This is a genomic window from Streptomyces sp. NPDC050703 (genome assembly GCF_040654435.1).
GTDB lineage: Bacteria > Actinomycetota > Actinomycetes > Streptomycetales > Streptomycetaceae > Streptomyces.
The window spans coordinates 248,663-266,516 of the sequence record NZ_JBFAHX010000001.1 but is presented as its reverse complement, the minus strand read 5'-3'; the positions used below and the strand labels follow the sequence as shown (position 1 = coordinate 266,516).

15 protein-coding genes are annotated in these 17,854 nt (G+C 72.0%); 8 read left to right on the top strand and 7 right to left on the bottom strand.

Annotation, left to right across the window (positions count from 1 at the left end):
- Nucleotides 1-14: 14 nt before the first annotated feature.
- On the bottom strand, nt 15-701 hold the full coding sequence (locus AB0I16_RS01250) for a hypothetical protein (protein ID WP_363247194.1): 687 nt from the start codon (nt 699-701) through the stop codon (nt 15-17).
- Nucleotides 702-816: 115 nt separating this feature from the next.
- On the bottom strand, nt 817-2,145 hold the full coding sequence (locus tag AB0I16_RS01245; protein ID WP_363247193.1) for a DUF2252 domain-containing protein: 1,329 nt from the start codon (nt 2,143-2,145) through the stop codon (nt 817-819).
- A 241-nt stretch (nt 2,146-2,386) separates the two neighbouring features.
- Between AB0I16_RS01245 and dnaE the strand changes: the two genes are divergently transcribed.
- Nucleotides 2,387-5,929 (top strand): DNA polymerase III subunit alpha, encoded by a 3,543-nt coding sequence (gene dnaE / locus AB0I16_RS01240; protein WP_363247192.1) that lies wholly within the window; start codon nt 2,387-2,389, stop codon nt 5,927-5,929.
- Nucleotides 5,930-6,016: 87 nt separating this feature from the next.
- On the opposite strand, the gene AB0I16_RS01235 is transcribed toward dnaE, so the two are convergent.
- Entirely contained in the window at nt 6,017-6,196 is a 180-nt protein-coding gene (locus AB0I16_RS01235) for a hypothetical protein (RefSeq protein ID WP_363247191.1), read from the bottom strand.
- Between the two features lie 320 nt (nt 6,197-6,516).
- Here AB0I16_RS01235 and AB0I16_RS01230 point away from each other — a divergent pair, with 320 nt between their 5' ends.
- From AB0I16_RS01230 to AB0I16_RS01215, 4 genes are all read left to right on the top strand, one after another.
- Entirely contained in the window at nt 6,517-7,758 is a 1,242-nt protein-coding gene (locus AB0I16_RS01230) for an NYN domain-containing protein (protein ID WP_363247190.1), read from the top strand.
- A 63-nt stretch (nt 7,759-7,821) separates the two neighbouring features.
- A complete protein-coding gene (locus tag AB0I16_RS01225; RefSeq protein ID WP_363247189.1) occupies nt 7,822-8,856 on the top strand; it encodes an ABC transporter ATP-binding protein in 1,035 nt (344 codons plus the stop codon).
- Nucleotides 8,857-8,952: 96 nt separating this feature from the next.
- Nucleotides 8,953-9,747, top strand: a complete 795-nt coding sequence (locus tag AB0I16_RS01220; RefSeq protein ID WP_363247314.1) for an ABC transporter permease — start codon at nt 8,953-8,955, stop codon at nt 9,745-9,747.
- 34 nt (nt 9,748-9,781) lie between these two features.
- Complete coding sequence (locus AB0I16_RS01215) at nt 9,782-10,450, top strand: DUF2567 domain-containing protein (protein WP_363247188.1); 669 nt, start codon at nt 9,782-9,784, stop codon at nt 10,448-10,450.
- Between the two features lie 148 nt (nt 10,451-10,598).
- On the opposite strand, the gene ybaK is transcribed toward AB0I16_RS01215, so the two are convergent.
- The 4 genes from ybaK to AB0I16_RS01195 form a co-directional block, all read right to left on the bottom strand.
- Nucleotides 10,599-11,105, bottom strand: a complete 507-nt coding sequence (gene ybaK / locus AB0I16_RS01210) for a Cys-tRNA(Pro) deacylase (protein WP_363247187.1) — start codon at nt 11,103-11,105, stop codon at nt 10,599-10,601.
- A 28-nt stretch (nt 11,106-11,133) separates the two neighbouring features.
- A complete protein-coding gene (locus AB0I16_RS01205; RefSeq protein WP_363247186.1) occupies nt 11,134-11,880 on the bottom strand; it encodes an LON peptidase substrate-binding domain-containing protein in 747 nt (248 codons plus the stop codon).
- Nucleotides 11,881-11,882: 2 nt separating this feature from the next.
- Nucleotides 11,883-12,854: a hypothetical protein gene (locus AB0I16_RS01200; RefSeq protein ID WP_363247313.1), complete on the bottom strand. Its 972-nt coding sequence runs from the start codon at nt 12,852-12,854 to the stop codon at nt 11,883-11,885.
- Between the two features lie 206 nt (nt 12,855-13,060).
- Nucleotides 13,061-14,575, bottom strand: coding sequence for an oxidoreductase (locus AB0I16_RS01195; RefSeq protein WP_363247312.1), 1,515 nt, complete (start codon nt 14,573-14,575; stop codon nt 13,061-13,063).
- A gap of 223 nt (nt 14,576-14,798) precedes the next feature.
- Here AB0I16_RS01195 and hisD point away from each other — a divergent pair, with 223 nt between their 5' ends.
- The 3 genes from hisD to hisB are packed head-to-tail and all read left to right on the top strand — an operon-like array spanning nt 14,799 to nt 17,853.
- Nucleotides 14,799-16,133, top strand: coding sequence for a histidinol dehydrogenase (gene hisD / locus AB0I16_RS01190; protein ID WP_363247185.1), 1,335 nt, complete (start codon nt 14,799-14,801; stop codon nt 16,131-16,133).
- Entirely contained in the window at nt 16,130-17,263 is a 1,134-nt protein-coding gene (locus AB0I16_RS01185) for a histidinol-phosphate transaminase (protein WP_363247184.1), read from the top strand. The genes hisD and AB0I16_RS01185 overlap by 4 nt, the downstream gene beginning before the upstream one ends.
- Complete coding sequence (gene hisB / locus AB0I16_RS01180; protein ID WP_062781230.1) at nt 17,260-17,853, top strand: imidazoleglycerol-phosphate dehydratase HisB; 594 nt, start codon at nt 17,260-17,262, stop codon at nt 17,851-17,853. The genes AB0I16_RS01185 and hisB overlap by 4 nt, the downstream gene beginning before the upstream one ends.
- Nucleotide 17,854: the final 1 nt, after the last annotated feature.

Genomic DNA, 17,854 nt, shown 5'->3' with positions numbered 1-17,854 from the left:
GGGGTGTGACGTGCTCAGGCGGTGCGGACCGAGCACGGCGGTCCACGCCGCCCCACGAAGTGCACGAGCAGCCGCGTACGCAGGGCGTGGGCCCGCCGCTCGGGGCGCGGCAGCCGCCGCGCGGGAGGCCCGGCCGCCGCCACCGTGGCGGTCGCGAGCAGCAGCGGCCGGAACGTGGCCGCCGCGACGGCGCCCAGCAGCTGGGCGAGCGCCCGCTCGCCGCGCCGCAGCCAGGCCGCCGCGAGGAGCCCCACGCCGACGTGCGCCCCGAGGAGCAGCCAGGCGGCGCCCGGGTCGGCCTCGGCGATGAGGGCCGCGGCGCCGCCGTGCCCCTCGGCGGTCATCCGCGCCAGCGGCGTACCGATCGGCGTACCGCCGCACAGCACGTCGAAGCCGACGGAGCGCAGGGGGCCCGCCACGGGGCCGCCCGCCTCGCCGTAGCAGACGTGCTGGCCCGCGGTGAACACCGTGTCCGCGGCCAGTTCCAGCGGGATCAGCAGGGCGGCGATCCGCCCGAAGCCCCGCTCGCGGCCCGCCAGCGCGTACGCGAGGACGAAGACGGCGGCGGCGATGGCCGCCACCGTCGTCAGCGGCAGGGGGACCCGGGAGAGCAGCACGTGGGACGCGGCGGAGAGCGTCACGACGAGCGCCGTGAAGAGCGCCGCGCGCACGGCTCGTAGCTGGGTCCCGGATATGTCCATCGCGACAGGAGTGTGTCACGTGTTCCCGTAGGGGGTCCTTAAAGGGGGCCTGTGAATTCCGCACGGCCCCGGAGACCGCCCCCGGAGACCAGCCCCGGAGACCGCCTCCGGAGGCTCACAGGCCCGGGATGCGCCCGTTGCGGAAGAGGTCGACGAAGATCTGGTGGTCGGACCGGGCCCGCGCGCCGTACGCGTGCGCGAAGTCCACGAGCAGGTCGCCGAAGCCCGCCTCGTCGGCCGCGATGGCGGCGTCGATGGCGCGCTCCGTGGAGAACGGCACCAGGTCGGAGTGGCCGCTCTCGTCGTCCGCGGCGGCGTGCATCGTCGCGGTGGCGCGGCCCAGGTCCGCGATGACGGAGGCGATCTCCTCGATCTCGTCGATGTCGGACCAGTCCAGGTCCACCGCGTACGGCGAGACCTCGGCGACGAGCTGGCCCGCGCCGTCCAGCTCGGTCCAGCCGAGCCAGGGGTCGGCGTGCGCCTGGAGCGCGCGCTGCGAGATGACCGTGCGGTGCCCCTCGTGCCGGAAGTAGCCGCGGACCGCCGGGTCGGTGATGTGGCGCGAGACCGCCGGGGTCTGCGCCTGCTTGAGGTAGATCACGACGTCGTTCTCCAGGGCGTCGCTGTTGCCCTCCAGGAGGATGTTGTACGACGGCAGGCCCGCGGAGCCGATGCCGATGCCGCGCCGGCCCACGACGTCCTTGACGCGGTAGGAGTCGGGGCGGGTCAGGGAGGACTCGGGCAGGGTCTCCAGATAGCCGTCGAAGGCGGCGAGCACCTTGTACCGCGTGGCGGCGTCGAGCTCGATGGAGCCGCCGCCCGCGGCGAAGCGGCGCTCGAAGTCGCGGATCTCCGTCATCGAGTCGAGCAGCCCGAAGCGGGTCAGGGAGCGGGCGTCGCGCAGGGCGTCCAGGAGGGGCCCCTGGGCGGTGTCCAGCGTGAAGGGCGGCACCTCGTCGCTCTTGGCGCCCGTGGCGAGGTCGTGGATGCGCTCGCGGTAGGCCGCGGCGTAGATCCGCACGAGGTCGGTGATCTGCTCGTCGCTGAGCGCCTTCGAGTACCCGATCAGGGCCACGGAGGCGGCGAAGCGCTTGAGGTCCCAGGTGAAGGGGCCGACGTACGCCTCGTCGAAGTCGTTCACGTTGAAGATCAGGCGGCCCTGGGCGTCCATGTACGTGCCGAAGTTCTCGGCGTGCAGGTCGCCGTGGATCCACACCCGGCCCGTGCGGTCGTCGAGGTAGGGCCCGCCGTGCTGCTCGCGCTCCAGGTCGGCGTAGAACAGGGAGGCCGTGCCGCGGTAGAACGCGAAGGCGGAGGAGGCCATCTTCCGGAACTTGACCCGGAACGCGGCGGGGTCCGCGGCAAGCAGCTCGCCGAACGCCGTGCCGAAGACGGCGAGGATCTCCTCGCCGCGCTGCTCAGCCGTGGGCTGCGGGACCGACATCGCTGGGTGCCTCCTGATACGGGGTGGTGGTAAGGGGTGGAGAGGGGTCTTCGGCGGAAGGGCCGGAAGCGCGTGCGGCGCGTGATTCTTCTCGCCCCGCGACACGGCCTTTCCGCCCTTTCAACGCACGACCGTACTCCCGAGTGCCCGTCCGCTGTCGGCACCCCGGATTAGACTTCGTCGCTGTCCCCCCAGACTGCCCGCAGCCTGTCGTCCACCGTTTCCCCGGAGGCCTTCCGCCGTGACCAAGCCGCCCTTCACGCACCTGCACGTGCACACCCAGTACTCGCTGCTTGACGGTGCCGCGCGGCTCAAGGACATGTTCAACGCGGCCAATGAAATGGGCATGACGCACATCGCCATGTCCGACCACGGCAACCTCCACGGGGCGTACGACTTCTTCCACTCGGCGCAGAAGGCCGGCGTGACGCCGATCATCGGCATCGAGGCGTACGTGGCGCCGGAGTCCCGCAGGAACAAGCGGAAGATCCAGTGGGGCCAGCCGCACCAGAAGCGCGACGACGTCTCCGGTTCGGGTGGCTACACCCACAAGACGATCTGGGCGGCGAACAAGACGGGTCTGCACAACCTCTTCCGGCTCTCCTCGGACGCCTATGCGGAGGGCTGGCTGCAGAAGTGGCCCCGCATGGACAAGGAGACGATCTCCCAGTGGTCGGAGGGGCTGATCGCCTCCACCGGCTGCCCCTCGGGCGAGCTGCAGACCCGGCTCCGCCTCGGCCAGTTCGACGAGGCGCTGAAGTCGGCCGCAGAGTACCAGGAGATCTTCGGCAAGGACCGGTATTTCCTGGAGCTGATGGACCACGGCATCGAGATCGAGCGCCGCGTCCGCGACGGGCTCCTGGAGATCGGCAAGAAGCTCGGCATCCCGCCCCTGGTGACGAACGACTCGCACTACACCTACGCCCACGAGTCGACCGCGCACGACGCCCTGCTCTGCATCCAGACCGGCAAAAACCTCTCCGACCCGGACCGCTTCCGCTTCGACGGCACCGGCTACTACCTGAAGTCGACGGACGAGATGTACGCCATCGACTCCTCCGACGCGTGGCAGGAGGGCTGCAGGAACACGCTCCTGGTGGCCGAGCAGATCGACACCACCGGCATGTTCGAGAAGCGCGACCTGATGCCGAAGTTCGACATCCCGGAGGGCTTCACCGAGGTCACCTGGTTCCAGGAGGAGGTCCGCCGCGGCATGGAGCGCCGCTACCCGGGCGGTGTCCCCGACGACCGGCAGAAGCAGGCCGAGTACGAGATGGACATCATCATCCAGATGGGGTTCCCGGGGTACTTCCTGGTCGTCGCCGACTTCATCATGTGGGCCAAGAACAACGGCATCGCGGTCGGCCCGGGACGAGGCTCCGCGGCGGGTTCGATCGTCGCGTACGCCATGGGCATCACCGACCTCGACCCGATCACGCACGGCCTGATCTTCGAGCGGTTCCTCAACCCCGAGCGCGTCTCCATGCCCGACGTCGACATCGACTTCGACGAGCGCAGGCGCGTCGAGGTGATCAGGTACGTGACGGAGAAGTACGGCGCCGACAAGGTCGCCATGATCGGCACGTACGGCAAGATCAAGGCGAAGAACGCGATCAAGGACTCCGCGCGCGTGCTCGGATATCCGTACGCGATGGGCGACCGCCTCACCAAGGCCATGCCCGCCGACGTCCTCGGCAAGGGCATCGACCTCTCCGGCATCACCGACCCCAAGCACCCGCGCTACAGCGAGGCGGGCGAGATCCGGGGGATGTACGAGAACGAGCCGGACGTGAAGAAGGTCATCGACACCGCCAAGGGCGTGGAGGGCCTGGTCCGGCAGATGGGCGTGCACGCGGCCGGCGTGATCATGTCCAGCGAGCCGATCGTCGACCACGCCCCGCTCTGGACGCGGCACACCGACGGCGTGACCATCACGCAGTGGGACTACCCCCAGTGCGAGTCGCTCGGCCTGCTCAAGATGGACTTCCTGGGCCTGCGCAACCTCACCATCATGGACGACGCCGTCAAGATGGTGAAGGCGAACAAGGGCGTCGACCTGGAGATGCTCTCCCTCCCGCTCGACGACCCCAAGACCTTCGAACTGCTCTGCCGCGGTGACACGCTCGGCGTCTTCCAGTTCGACGGCGGCCCGATGCGCTCGCTGCTGCGCCAGATGCAGCCCGACAACTTCGAGGACATCTCCGCCGTCTCGGCCCTGTACCGGCCGGGCCCGATGGGCATGAACTCGCACACGAACTACGCCGAGCGCAAGAACGGCCGCCAGGAGATCACGCCGATCCACCCGGAGCTCGAAGAGCCCCTGAAGGAGACGCTCGGCCTCACCTACGGCCTCATCGTGTACCAGGAGCAGGTGCAGAAGGCCGCCCAGATCGTCGCGGGCTACTCCCTCGGCGAGGCCGACATCCTGCGCCGCGTGATGGGCAAGAAGAAGCCCGAGGAGCTGGAGAAGAACTTCGTCCTCTTCCAGGCCGGCGCCAGGAAGAACGGCTACTCGGACGAGGCGATCCAGGCCCTGTGGGACGTCCTCGTCCCCTTCGCCGGATACGCGTTCAACAAGGCGCACTCCTCCGCGTACGGCCTGGTCACCTACTGGACCGCCTACCTCAAGGCGAACTACCCGGCCGAGTACATGGCCGCCCTGCTGACCTCGGTCAAGGACGACAAGGACAAGTCGGCCGTCTATCTGAACGAGTGCCGCCGCATGGGCATCAAGGTGCTCCCGCCGAACGTGAACGAGTCGGTGCACAACTTCGCCGCCCAGGGCGACGACGTGATCCTCTTCGGCCTGGAGGCCGTGCGCAACGTCGGGACGAACGTGGTGGAGTCGATCATCCGCTCGCGCAAGGCGAAGGGGAAGTTCACCTCCTTCCCCGACTACCTCGACAAGGTCGAGGCGACCGCCTGCAACAAGCGCACCACGGAGTCGCTCATCAAGGCGGGCGCCTTCGACACGATGGGGCACACTCGGAAGGGCCTGACCGCCCAGTACGAGCCGATGATCGACAACGTGGTCGCGGTCAAGCGCAAGGAGGCCGAGGGGCAGTTCGACCTCTTCGGCGGCATGGGCGACGAGACCGGCGGCGACGAGCCGGGATTCGGGCTCGACGTGGAGTTCTCCGAGGACGAGTGGGAGAAGACCTACCTGCTCGCCCAGGAGCGCGAGATGCTCGGCCTGTACGTCTCCGACCACCCGCTCTTCGGCCTGGAGCACGTGCTCTCCGACAAGGCCGACGCGGGCATCGGCCAGCTCACCGGCGGTGACTTCTCCGACGGCTCGGTCGTCACCATCGGCGGCATCATCTCCGGCCTCCAGCGCAAGATGACCAAGCAGGGCAACGCCTGGGCCATCGCCACCGTCGAGGACCTCGCGGGCTCCATCGAGTGCATGTTCTTCCCCGCCACCTACCAGCTGGTGTCGACGCAACTGGTCGAGGACGCCGTGGTGTTCGTCAAGGGCCGCCTCGACAAGCGCGAGGACGTGCCCCGCCTGGTCGCGATGGAGCTCCAGGTCCCCGACCTGTCGAACGCGGGCACCAACGCGCCCGTGGTGATCACCATTCCGACGGTCAAGGTCAGCCCGCCGATGGTCACCCGTCTCGGTGAGGTCCTGAGTCACCACCGGGGCAACAGCGAGGTGCGCATCAAGCTCCAGGGCGCGCAGAAGACGACGGTCCTGCGGCTTGACCGGCACCGCGTGAAGCCCGATCCCGCGCTCTTCGGCGACCTGAAGGTGCTGCTCGGCCCGTCCTGCCTGGCGGGCTGAGAGGCGCCGCCGCGAGGCGCGAGCGCGTGAACGACGTGAGGGGCGCACCCGGACCGGGTGCGCCCCTCACGCGTGCCTGTACGGCCGTCAGTTGTGGCCGAAGCGACGCTGGTGCTTACGGGCAACATCAGCAGGACTGCCCTGGGCCTGCGACTGCATCGACGACTGGGCCTCGACCGCGGTCGACTTGGCCTGCTCCGAGGCCTGCTCCGCCGATGAGGCACGGCTCTGCTGGCCGCCCTGCTTGCGATTCTTGTTCTTGGCCATGGTGATCTTCCTCCTGAAGGGGATCCGGGGGCCATGACGCGTCCAGATTCGCATAGGCGGACAAACGCCGCATTTCAGAGAATTACCCTGCGTGATAAGGGCTGTCGGTGAGGGAACCGTGGATACGCCACGCCGAAGATCGAGTTCCGCCCGTTAACCTCCGCCGGGTCGGGCAGACTCGAAGCAGAACCCGACGCGGACCCGCACCCCTGATTCGTCGCCGTCACAGGGTGTGTTCGTGGGCCTTCGAGGGAACGTCCAGAAACCTCCGGGCACTTTTCAGGAACTCCCGGGAACGCCAGGGAAAGAGGGTGGATCGCGTGGACCGCTGCATCGTCCTGGTGGACGCCGGGTATCTGCTGGGCGCGGCCGCGAGTCTCCTCGCGGGAGAACCGTCCAGGTCCCGGATCACCGTCGATCACACCGCCCTGGTCCAGGGCCTGCGCGAGCGCGCGGAGGCCGACACCGAACGCCCGCTCCTGCGCATCTACTGGTTCGACGGAGCCCCCGACCGCGTGCCCCAGCCCGAGCACCGGCGGCTGCGCGTCATGCCCCGCGTCACGGTCCGCCTCGGCGCCCTGACCCGCAGCGACGGACGGTGGGCGCAGAAGGGCGTGGACGCCGCCATGCACGCCGAACTGACCGAGCTGGCCCGCAACCGCGCCTGCTCCGACGTCGTGCTCGTCACCGGCGACGGCGATCTGCTGCCCGGCATGATGGCGGCCAAGGAGCACGGCGTCGCCGTCCACCTCTGGGCCGTGCAGGCCGCCGACGGCGACTACAACCAGTCCGAGGACCTCGTCGCCGAGGCCGACGAGCGGCGGGTGCTCGACCGGGCCTGGATCACCAAGGCCGTGCGCCCCAAGGAGCTGACCGGCGTCTGCGCGCCGCCGCCCGTGCCGCGCCCCGAGATCGCCGCCATCCTCTCCGCGCCGCTCCCGGAGTCCGCCCTCGCCGCCGCCGCGCAGCGCACCGAGGAGGAGACCCCCGCCGGGCACACCCCCGACACCGGGGCCAACGGACAGGAGGCCGCCGAGCACCGCGGCCCCGCGGGCAGGACCGTGCCCACCCCCAAGGACCTGGCCGCCCTGCGCGGCCCCGGCACCCAGGCCGCGCAGCACCCGGCGGGCGCGACGCTGCGCTGGTCCTCCGACAAGGGCTGGGTCGAGCGGCCCGGCGGCGCGCCCGAGGGCCCCGAGGCCGCGGCCCTGCCGACCCTCGCCCAGCTCACCACGGCCGAGCAGCGCTGGGCCGACCGCGAGGAGGACATCACCACGGTCGGCGGCGACCCCTACGAGGTCGGACAGGTGTTCGCGCGGCGCTGGATGGCGCGCCTCCCCGAGCAGCACAACCTCCAGAAGCTGTCGGCGATGTACCCCCGCATCCCGCACCGCGTCGACGGCGAGCTCCTCAGGTACGCGGCGCGCTTCGGCCTGCTCGCCCACAAGGACGACCAGATCGACGAGCACGACCGGTACGCGATCCGGGCGGGATTCTGGCGCGAGGTCGACGCGCGCACGGCCGCCGAGCACGCCACCGCGGGGGACCGGGCAGGAGACTGATTCGGGGCGTACGGGGCGCCCCGGGCGTCGCCCGCACCCGTGGACCCCGTAGTCTCGTCCTTCGTGAGTACGCGCCCGGCACCGGCAGTCCGACAGGAGAGCCGCAAGGAACACGGCATCGACGCCGTCTGCGCGGTGCGCGACCTGGTCAAGACCTACCCCGCCGCCCGTGGCAGGCGCGGCAGGCCCGCGACCCCCGAGGTCCGCGCCACCGACGGCATTACCCTGACGGTGCGGCGCGGCGAGATCTTCGGTCTGCTCGGGCCCAACGGCGCCGGCAAGTCCACCCTCGTACGCCAGCTGACCGGCCTGATGCGGCCCGACGGCGGCGGGGTCGACATCCTCGGCCACGACATCGTGCGCCACCCCGAGCGGGCCGCGCGGCTCCTCGCCTACCTCGGACAGGACTCCACCGCCCTCGACGAGCTGACCGTGTCCCTCGCCGTCGAGACGACCGGGCGGCTGCGCGGGCTCGACGTGCACCGGGCGCGAGCCGAGCGGGACGCCGTCCTCGGCGAACTGGGGCTCGCCCCGCTGGCCTCGCGCCCCCTCAAGAAGCTCTCCGGAGGACAGCGGCGGCTCGCCTGCTTCGCCACCGCGCTGGTGGGGGAGCGGCCGCTGCTCGTCCTCGACGAGCCCACCACCGGAATGGACCCCGTGGCCCGGCGGGCCGTCTGGACCGCCATCGACTCGCGGCGGGCCGAGCGCGGGACGACCGTGGTGCTCGTCACGCACAACGTCATCGAGGCGGAGACCGTCCTCGACCGGGTCGCCGTGCTCGACGAGGGCAAGGTCATCGCCTGCGACACCCCGGCCGGCCTCAAGGAGCAGGTCGCGGACGAGGTGCGGGTGGAGCTGGTGTGGCGGGAGCGGGCGCCGCTCGACGTCCCCGAGGTCGCCGCGCTGCGGTCCTCCGCGGTGGAGTCGGGACGGCGGTGGGCCCTGCGGCTGGCGCCGGACGAGGCGCGTGCCGCCGTCGCCGCGGTCACCGGCGGGGCCGCGTTCGCCGCCCTCGACGACTTCACCCTGGCGACGCCCAGCCTGGAGGACGTGTACCTCGCCCTGGGCGGCAGCGGCAGGGGACTGGTGAAGGGGTGAGGGAGCCGGGTTGCCCGTGTCGAGTCGTACGCGTACGGAGAGTACGGACAGTTACAGAGGGGTTCTGCGGTGAGTGCCGTTCCGCTTGATGCCGTGGTGCGGGAGGAGGGGCGCACCGAGGCCCGTCCCGCGGGTCCCGCGGCCCTCGGGCCGCCCGCCCGGCTGTTTCCCGCGCTCGCGGCCGTCTACCGGGCCCAGCTCTCGCGGGCCAGGGTCGCGCGGATTCCGCTGCTCTTCGTGGCGACCTTCCAGTCCGTCGGCATCATGATCCTGATGCGGGGCGTCGTGGACGGGGGCGGTGAGGCGCGGGCCGTGGTCGCGGGCTCCTCCGTGCTCGTCGTCGCGTTCGTCGCGCTCAACCTGCTCGCCCAGTACTTCGGACGGCTCCGCGCCGACGGCGGCCTCGACCACTACGCCACGCTGCCCGTGCCGCCCGCCGCCGTGGTCCTCGGCGCCGCCGCCGCGTACGCCTCGTTCACGGTGCCGGGCACCATCGTCACGGCGGTCGTGGGCTGCGGGCTCTTCGGGCTGCCGCTCACCCACCTCTGGGTGCTCGTCGCCGTGATCCCGCTCGCCGGAGCCGCCCTCGCGGGGCTCGGCGCCGCCCTCGGGCTCCTCGCGCCGCGCCCCGAGCTGGCCACGCTCCTCGGCCAGCTGGGCATGTCGGCGGCGCTGCTGCTCGGCGTCCTGCCGGCGGACCGCATGCCGACGCCGCTGCAGTACGCGCGCGACCTGCTGCCCTCCACGTACGGCGTGGAGGCGTTCGCCAACACCTTCGGACCCGACCCGGACTGGGCGCTCGTCGCCCTGGATCTGGCGGTCTGCGCGGGCGTCGGCGTGGCCTCGCTCGCCGTCGCCACGTGGGCCTACCGCCGGGCGGCCGTCCGGTGACGCGCCGCACAGGTACTACTGGCACGATGTGTGGGTGACCGCACCGCTGACACCGCAACCCCCGCACGATCCCTGGCAGGCCCCCGCGCAGCCGTCGGGAGCCGCAGCTCCTTCCGGACACGAGGAGGACGGGCCCGGCATGAAGACGGAAGTGCGGCAGGCCGCGGTGATCGCGGCCGTGGTGGCGGTCAGCGGAGTGGTCCTCGGCCTCCTGTGGATGTGGCTGGCGCCGCGCGTGCCGCTCGTCTCGGACGGCGAGGCGGTGTACCTGAAGGACACCGAGGGCGAGCAGGCCATCGGTGTCGACGGAACGTTCACGCTGCTCGCGCTCGGTTTCGGCGTCGTCAGCGGCGTCGTCGTCTTCCTGCTGCGCAGGCGTGGCGGCATACCGCTGGTCGCCGGCCTCGCGCTCGGCAGCCTCCTGGGCGCCGTGCTCGCGTGGCGGGCCGGGATATGGCTCGGCCCCGAGACGGACGTCGTGGCGCACGCCAAGGCCGCGGGCAAGGGCGTCGTCTTCGACGCCCCGCTGGAGATCAAGGCCAAGGGCACGCTCCTCGCCTGGCCGGTGGCCGCGCTCGCCGTGCACCTCGGCCTCACCGCGCTGTTCGGACCGCGCGACCCCGAGCCGTACCCGCCGGTGGACTTCTACGGGCAGCCCCTCGACGACGGCACCCGCCCCCAGGGCCCGCAGGGCCGACCCTAGGCGGGGCGCTTGCCGTGGTTGGCCCTGCGCTTCTTCGCCCGCCACTTCCGCATCCGCGTCTTCTTCGACATGCCCTCGGTACTAGTCGCGCCCCGCGGCCCTGTCGAGGGCGCTTTCACGTCGTACGCGGCGGGTGGCCGGAGGGCCGTCAGGCGCGGCCGATCGGGGCGAGGACCGCGGAGGTGAGTTCCGCCAGGTCGCCCGGTGCCAGCTCCACCTCAAGGCCCCTGCGGCCCGCCGAGACGCAGATCGTGGGATGCCCCGCGGCGGAGTCGTCCAGGACCGTGCGCAGCCTCTTGCGCTGGCCGAGCGGGGAGATGCCGCCCCGCACATAGCCGGTGGTCCGCTCGGCCGCCGCCGGGTCGGCCAGCACGGCGCGCTTGCCCGAGACCGCGGCGGCCAGCGCCTTCAGGTCGAGCGAGCCCGCGACGGGCACCACGGCCACGGTCAGCTCGCCGTCGACCTCGGCGACCAGCGTCTTGAAGACCCGCTCCGGGGACACGCCCATGGCCTCGGCGGCCTCCTCGCCGTACGAGGGGTGGGACGGGTCGTGCTCGTAGGCGTGCACCGTGAAGGCGGTGCCCGCCGCGGTGAGGGCGACCGTCGCCGGGGTGCCGCCCGCGCCGCCCGTCTGCTTCTTCTGCTTCTTCGCCACAGTCTCGCGCCCTCTCGCGCCTCGTACGTCAGTTCAGGCTGGTGGTCCCGCGGGTCAGCTCCGGCGCGGGCAGTGACGGCAGATTGCGGATGATCGCCGTCTCCGAGCGCAGCAGGGCCAGCTCGTCCCGCAGCCGCGCCGCCGTGTCCGCCGCCTCCAGGAGCCGCTGCTTGGTGGGGGTGTCGAGCACGGCCGCCGCGGCGACCAGGTACGACACCACGGACGGCTCGTCCGGCAGCTCGGCCCCCGTGGTCAGCGAGCGCTCCCGCGCCCCGGCCAGGCGCTTCTGGTACGACCTGAAGGCGCGCAGGACGCCCTCGGCGAGCGTGCCCGCCCCCTCGCCGGGTTCCTCGGGCACCTCCTCGACCTCGGCGGTGAGGAAGGCGCCCGAGGCGTCGACCGAACGGATTCGGACGCGGGACGTGCCCGTGGCGAGGACCTCGAAGCCGCCGTCCTCCCGCTCCCTGATCGTCGTCGCGTCCGCGACGCAGCCCATGGCGTGGAAGGCCCTGGCGGGGTCGTCGCCGAAGCCCGCGGCGGGGCCGTGCACGGGCACGGCCGTCTGGTCGGGGAGCCCTGGCGCGCTCGGCGCCACCTCCGAGCCGTCGCGGATGGCGACGACGGCGAACTGGCGCTGCTCCCCCTCGGGGGTCTTGAGCAGCTCGCGCATCATGGCGCGATATCGCTCCTCGAAGACGTTCAGCGGCAGCATGAGGCCGGGGAACAGCACCGAGTTGAGCGGGAAGAGCGGAAGCCGGATGGTCACGACCGGCAAGCCTAATGGTCGTCGGAGCGTCCGCGTCCGCGCGGAGGGCGCAGCGGCGTCATCGACGCCACTTCGATGCGCACGCCGTCGCGCAGTTCGAGGAACTGGCCCAGCGGATCGTCGGAGAGCCGGTCCCAGGGGAAGGACGTGGCGTACGGGCCGATCAGGCGCAGCTGCTCCAGGGCGTCGTCCCACCGCTCCAGGCGGACCAGGACGTAGGTGAGGAGGTTGCGGACCTCGGCGGGCCAGGGGTCCCCGGCGTCGTAGTCGCGGGAGAGGCCGATGGCGAGGTCGGCCGCCGCGTCCAGGCGCTCACGGGGCACCTTGCCCGTGGGACTGGTGAGGTAGGCGAAGGCGGCGCGGGCCGGCAGGACCTGTATCAGCGACCCCGGCAGCGCGTCGGCGGCGGCGCGCTCGGCGAAGTCGAAGCACTCGCTGTGCGAGCCGTACCAGGCGGCCGAGAGGTACTGCAGGGCCGAGGCGTGGCAGCCGTAGTGGTACGAGGAGCGGCGTACCGCGTGCTCCCAGAGCTGCTCGAAGACCGTGTGCGGGGCGTGGGTGCCGCGCGCGTGGTCCAGGGCGATCCGCCAGGGCACGGGGTCGCGCGGGTCGGCCTCGGCCGCGGCGGTCAGCAGCGGGCTCACCTCGCGCAGCAGCTCGGCCCGCGCCGGTGACTCCCAGCCGCGGACGACGGCCAGCTCGGCCTTGAGGAGCAGCAGGTCGGGGTCGTGCGGGGAGGCGCAGAGCCAGTCGTCGAACCACTCGGGGCGGGAGCGGGCGAAGGCGGCGAGGCGGGTGGTGTAGCGGTCGCGGTTCTCCCACTCGGCGGCCTCGCGGGTCATGGCGAGGAGCTTGGCCGCGGGGCCGTGGTCGCCGCGGCCCGCGGCGACGAGGGCCGGGGCGAGCCGCTCGTCGGGTACGTCGAGGAGCACCTCGTCGTCCGGCGGGAGACCGACGGCAAGGCGCGGGGTGTGCCGCACCATGCGGGCGGTACGGATGAAGGCACGCAGCACCGTGCCCTCCTTTGCGCCTCAACCGGCGCGCGCTCGCGCGGCCCGCCGGTCACCTTCGTGGTTGCTCGATTGTCTGCCTGCGCTGGGATGACGGTCCAGGGCCGGCGAAGGTTGCGCGGGGGCGGATAACGGTTCAGCCGCAGGCAGGGGCGGCGGCCGGGCCGTGACGCGGGCCCTCAGTTGCGGCGCAGGAGCCGGGTCGCGCCCGCCGCGACGGTCGTGGCGAGGACCCAGCCGAGCAGGATCAGCGCCGTGGAGAACCACTGCCAGCCGCCGCGGAGCTGCCAGTAGGTGTCCTGGCCGAGGTTGATGACGGGCAGCAGCAGGTCCAGGGCGAAGAGCGCGGGGTTCCAGTTCGGGTGCTCGCCCTCCTTGAGGGGCGGATGGGAGGCGCGCGAGAACGCGACCGCGCTGACCGCCCACAGCACGGCCATCCAGACCGCGGCCCTGCCCGGCCGGTAGCCGTACGCGACCGTCCAGTCCTGTGCGTAGCCCCACAGCTTCGCCGCGAGCGGCAGCGTCTCGCGGCGCCTGCGCTGCTTGGCGAGGAGCACCTCGCGGGCGTCGGCGTCCTCGCCCCCGTTGCGCAGCACGGCGGCCAGCTTCTCGTACGGCTCGGGGTTGTACTCGGCGGTCGCCGCCGCCACCCAGGCGAGGCGCCGCTCCAGCGTGAAGCTGCCCTGCGGCACGAGGTTCTCGTAGGTGAAGCCGCCCATCTGGAGGCCGCCGGGGCCCGGCCAGCTCGTCGCCCTGTCGATGAGGTTGACGACCTTGGCGCCGGACAGCACGACCTTGCCGCGCTGCGGCGCCTCGCCGAGGAAGCGCAGCTCGGGCGTCTGGACGCGGCGCAGCGAGATCTCCTGGTCGTTCTGGAGGGCGAAGGCGGCCTGCGCGAAGTCGATGGCGTCGCCGAAGCGGCCGTCGTCGAGCCGGACGCCGCCCTCGCACGCGAAGCGCTGCACGCGCGTGCCGCGCGCCGGGGTGGTGCCGGACGTCTGCGGGGGATTGCCGACGGCGGCCGGGGTCAGGTAGAGCGTGCGCTCGACCGTGAGCTGCGGGGCGTTGAGCGCGTACCGGCCGTACTGGTTGATCAGGCTGCTGCCGCGCAGGCTCAGCGAGACGCCGATCTTCGCGCCGCGCATGCTCAGCTCGCCGTGCGACTCCATCATCTCGGCCTGGAGGTCCTGGCCGACGGTGAGGCCGTCGCCGGTGATCGAGCGGCCGCGCCGGTCGCGGTAGACCACCGCCTGGTTGAGCAGCAGGTCGGTGCCGATCTGGGCGTCCGTGAGGCGGATGCCGTTGTGCACCCGGCAGCGCGGCAGGTGCAGATCGCCCTCGGTGTGCAGCCGGGCCGCCTCGATGCGCGGGATCGAGCAGTCGACGAGGCGCAGCGTGGCGAAGCGGGACTCCGGCAGGAGCACCTCCTTCTCGAAGCGGCAGTGCTTCAGCTCGGTGTACGGGGCGACGGTGCCGCCCGCCAGGTCGAGGGCGTCGGTGATCTGCACGCCCGCGAGCTTCAGCGAGGAGACCCGGCCCGCGAGGGCCGGCGGGCCGTCCAGGAGCAGCCAGCACACGATGCGCGCCCGCACGCTGCGCTCGGGCCCCCACGGGTGCCCGCCGTGCGGGTCGTCCGCCGCGGCGTCGCCCGACCTGAGGTCGTAGACGGTGCCGTTGCGGAAGGCCTGCCACATGCCGATCTCCGCGGCGGTCAGCCCGTCGGGCGGGTCCCCGGTACCGGCGTCGTCCACCACTGCTGTCGTCCTCTCCGTCCCCGCGGCGCACCACTTCGTACACCTGTTTCATGCCCGCTGTGTGACCGGCTGAACGCTAGTGGTGAACACCGCCTTCCGGGGTCCATATCAGCCAGTGATACAGACGTCGGGTACCGAAAGAAGGTCTGAGAGAATTGGCCATGTGATCTCTCGAATCGATCTGCGCGGCGACGCCCTCACGGAATTTCCGTCGGGGTCCGCCCTTCGCGCCCTGCTGCCCCGTGCCGACTTCGACGTCGCGGCCGCCCTGGAGAAGGTGCGGCCCATCTGCGAGGACGTGCATCATCGTGGCGACGCGGCGCTGATCGGGTTCGCGGAGAAGTTCGACGGCGTCCGCCTGGACCAGGTCCGGGTGCCCGCCGCCGCGCTCACCGAGGCCCTGGCCGGTCTCGACCCGGCCGTGCGCGAGGCACTGGAGGAGTCGATCCGCCGCGCCCGCGCCGTCCACCGCGCGCAGCGCCGCGCCCCGCACACCACCCAGGTCGTGCCCGGCGGCTCGGTCACCGAGAAGTGGGTGCCCGTCGAGCGCGTCGGGCTCTACGCCCCGGGCGGCCGGTCCGTCTACCCGTCCTCCGTGATCATGAACGCGGTGCCCGCTCAGGAGGCCGGCGTCGAGTCGATGGCGCTCGCCTCCCCGCCGCAGGCCGACTTCGGCGGCCTGCCGCACCCGACGATCCTCGCCGCCTGCGCCCTCCTCGGCATCGACGAGGTGTACGCGGTCGGCGGCGCCCAGGCCGTCGCGATGTTCGCGTACGGCACCGAGAGCTGCGCCCCCGCCAACATGGTGACCGGCCCGGGCAACATCTGGGTCGCCGCGGCCAAGCGCTACTTCACCGGCCGCATCGGCATCGACACCGAGGCCGGGCCGACCGAGATCGCGGTCCTCGCCGACGACACCGCCGACGCGGCGCACGTCGCCTCCGACCTGATCAGCCAGGCCGAGCACGACCCGCTCGCCGCCGCCGTGCTCGTCACCGACTCGCCCGCCCTCGCGGACGCGGTGGAGAAGGAGCTCCAGCCGCAGGTCGCGGCCACCAAGCACGTCGAGGACCGCATCGAGCCCGCGCTCAGGGGCCGCCAGTCCGCGATCGTCCTGGTCGACGGCCTCGACGCGGGCCTGCGCGTCGTCGACGCGTACGGCGCCGAGCACCTGGAGATCCAGACCGCCGACGCCGCCGCCGTCGCGGACCGCGTGAAGAACGCGGGCGCGATCTTCGTGGGCCCCTGGTCGCCCGTCTCCCTCGGCGACTACTGCGCGGGCTCCAACCACGTCCTGCCCACCGGCGGCTGCGCCTGCCACTCCTCGGGCCTGTCCGTGCAGTCCTTCCTGCGCGGCGTCCACATCGTCGACTACACCCGCGAGGCCCTCGCCGACGTTGCGCACCACGTCGTGACGCTCGCCGAGGCCGAGGACCTCCCGGCGCACGGCGCGGCGATCAAGGCGAGGTTCGGATGGAAGGTGCCGGGAGCCAAGTGACGAAGAACCCCTCCCCGCCGCCCCGGGACGGACTCCCCGTCCGCGACGAGCTGCGCGGCAAGTCCCCCTACGGCGCGCCCCAGCTCGACGTACCCGTACGCCTGAACACCAACGAGAACCCCTACCCGCTGCCCGAACCGCTCGTCGAGCGCATCGCCGAGCGGGTGCGCGAGGCCGCCCGCGACCTCAACCGCTACCCCGACCGGGACGCGGTCGAGCTGCGCACCGCCCTCGCGCGCTACCTCAGCGACACCGCGGGCCACGAGGTCACCCTCGCCCACGTGTGGGCGGCCAACGGCTCCAACGAAGTCATCCAGCAGCTCCTGCAGACCTTCGGCGGGCCCGGCAGGACGGCCATCGGCTTCGAGCCCTCGTACTCGATGCACGGCCTGATCGCGCGCGGCACCGGCACCGGCTGGATCTCGGGCCCCCGCGACGACGACTTCACCATCGACGTCGAGGCCGCGAAGCGCGCCCTCGCCGAGCACCGCCCCGACGTCGTCTTCATCACCACGCCCAACAACCCCACGGGCACCGCGGTCCCCGCCGAGACGGTCCGCGCGCTGTACGACGCCGCGCAGGCCGCGAAGCCGTCCCTGGTCGTGGTCGACGAGGCCTACGTCGAGTTCAGTCACGGCGCTTCGCTGCTCCCCCTGATCGAGGGGCGGCAGAACCTCGTCGTCTCACGGACCATGTCCAAGGCCTTCGGCGCGGCCGGGCTGCGCCTCGGCTACCTCGCCGCCGACCCGGCGGTCGTCGACGCCGTGCAGCTCGTGCGCCTGCCGTACCACCTCTCGGCCGTCACCCAGGCCACCGCGCTCGCCGCCCTCGAACACACCGGCACGCTCCTGAAGTACGTGGAGCAGCTCAAGGCCGAGCGGGACCGCCTCGTCGCCGAGCTGCGCGCGGCGGGGTACGAGGTGACCGAGTCCGACGCCAACTTCGTGCAGTTCGGACGGTTCGAGGGAGAAGGCGCCACCCACGAGGTGTGGCGGAAGATCCTCGACCGGGGCGTCCTGGTCAGGGACAACGGCGTACCGGGGTGGCTGCGGGTCACCGCGGGAACCCCCGACGAAAACGACGCGTTCCTCGATGCGGTACGCGAACTCAAGAAGGAGCGACACGCATGAGCCGCGTAGGACGGGTCGAACGCACCACGAAGGAGACGTCGGTCGTCGTCGAGATCGACCTCGACGGCACCGGAAAGGTCGACGTGTCGACCGGCGTCGGCTTCTACGACCACATGCTCGACCAGCTCGGCCGCCACGGCCTCTTCGACCTCACCGTCAAGACCGAGGGCGACCTGCACATCGACTCGCACCACACGATCGAGGACACCGCGCTCGCCATCGGCGCCGCCTTCAAGCAGGCCCTCGGCGACAAGGTGGGCATCTACCGCTTCGGCAACTGCACGGTCCCGCTCGACGAGTCGCTGGCCCAGGTGACCGTCGACCTGAGCGGCCGCCCCTACCTCGTGCACACCGAGCCGGAGAACATGGCGCCGATGATCGGCGCGTACGACACGACGATGACCCGGCACATCCTGGAGTCCTTCGTCGCGCAGGCGCAGATCGCCCTGCACGTCCACGTGCCCTACGGCCGCAACGCGCACCACATCGTGGAGTGCCAGTTCAAGGCCCTGGCCCGCGCGCTGCGGTATGCATCGGAGCGAGACCCGCGCGCCGCCGGAATCCTCCCCTCCACGAAGGGCGCCCTGTAGA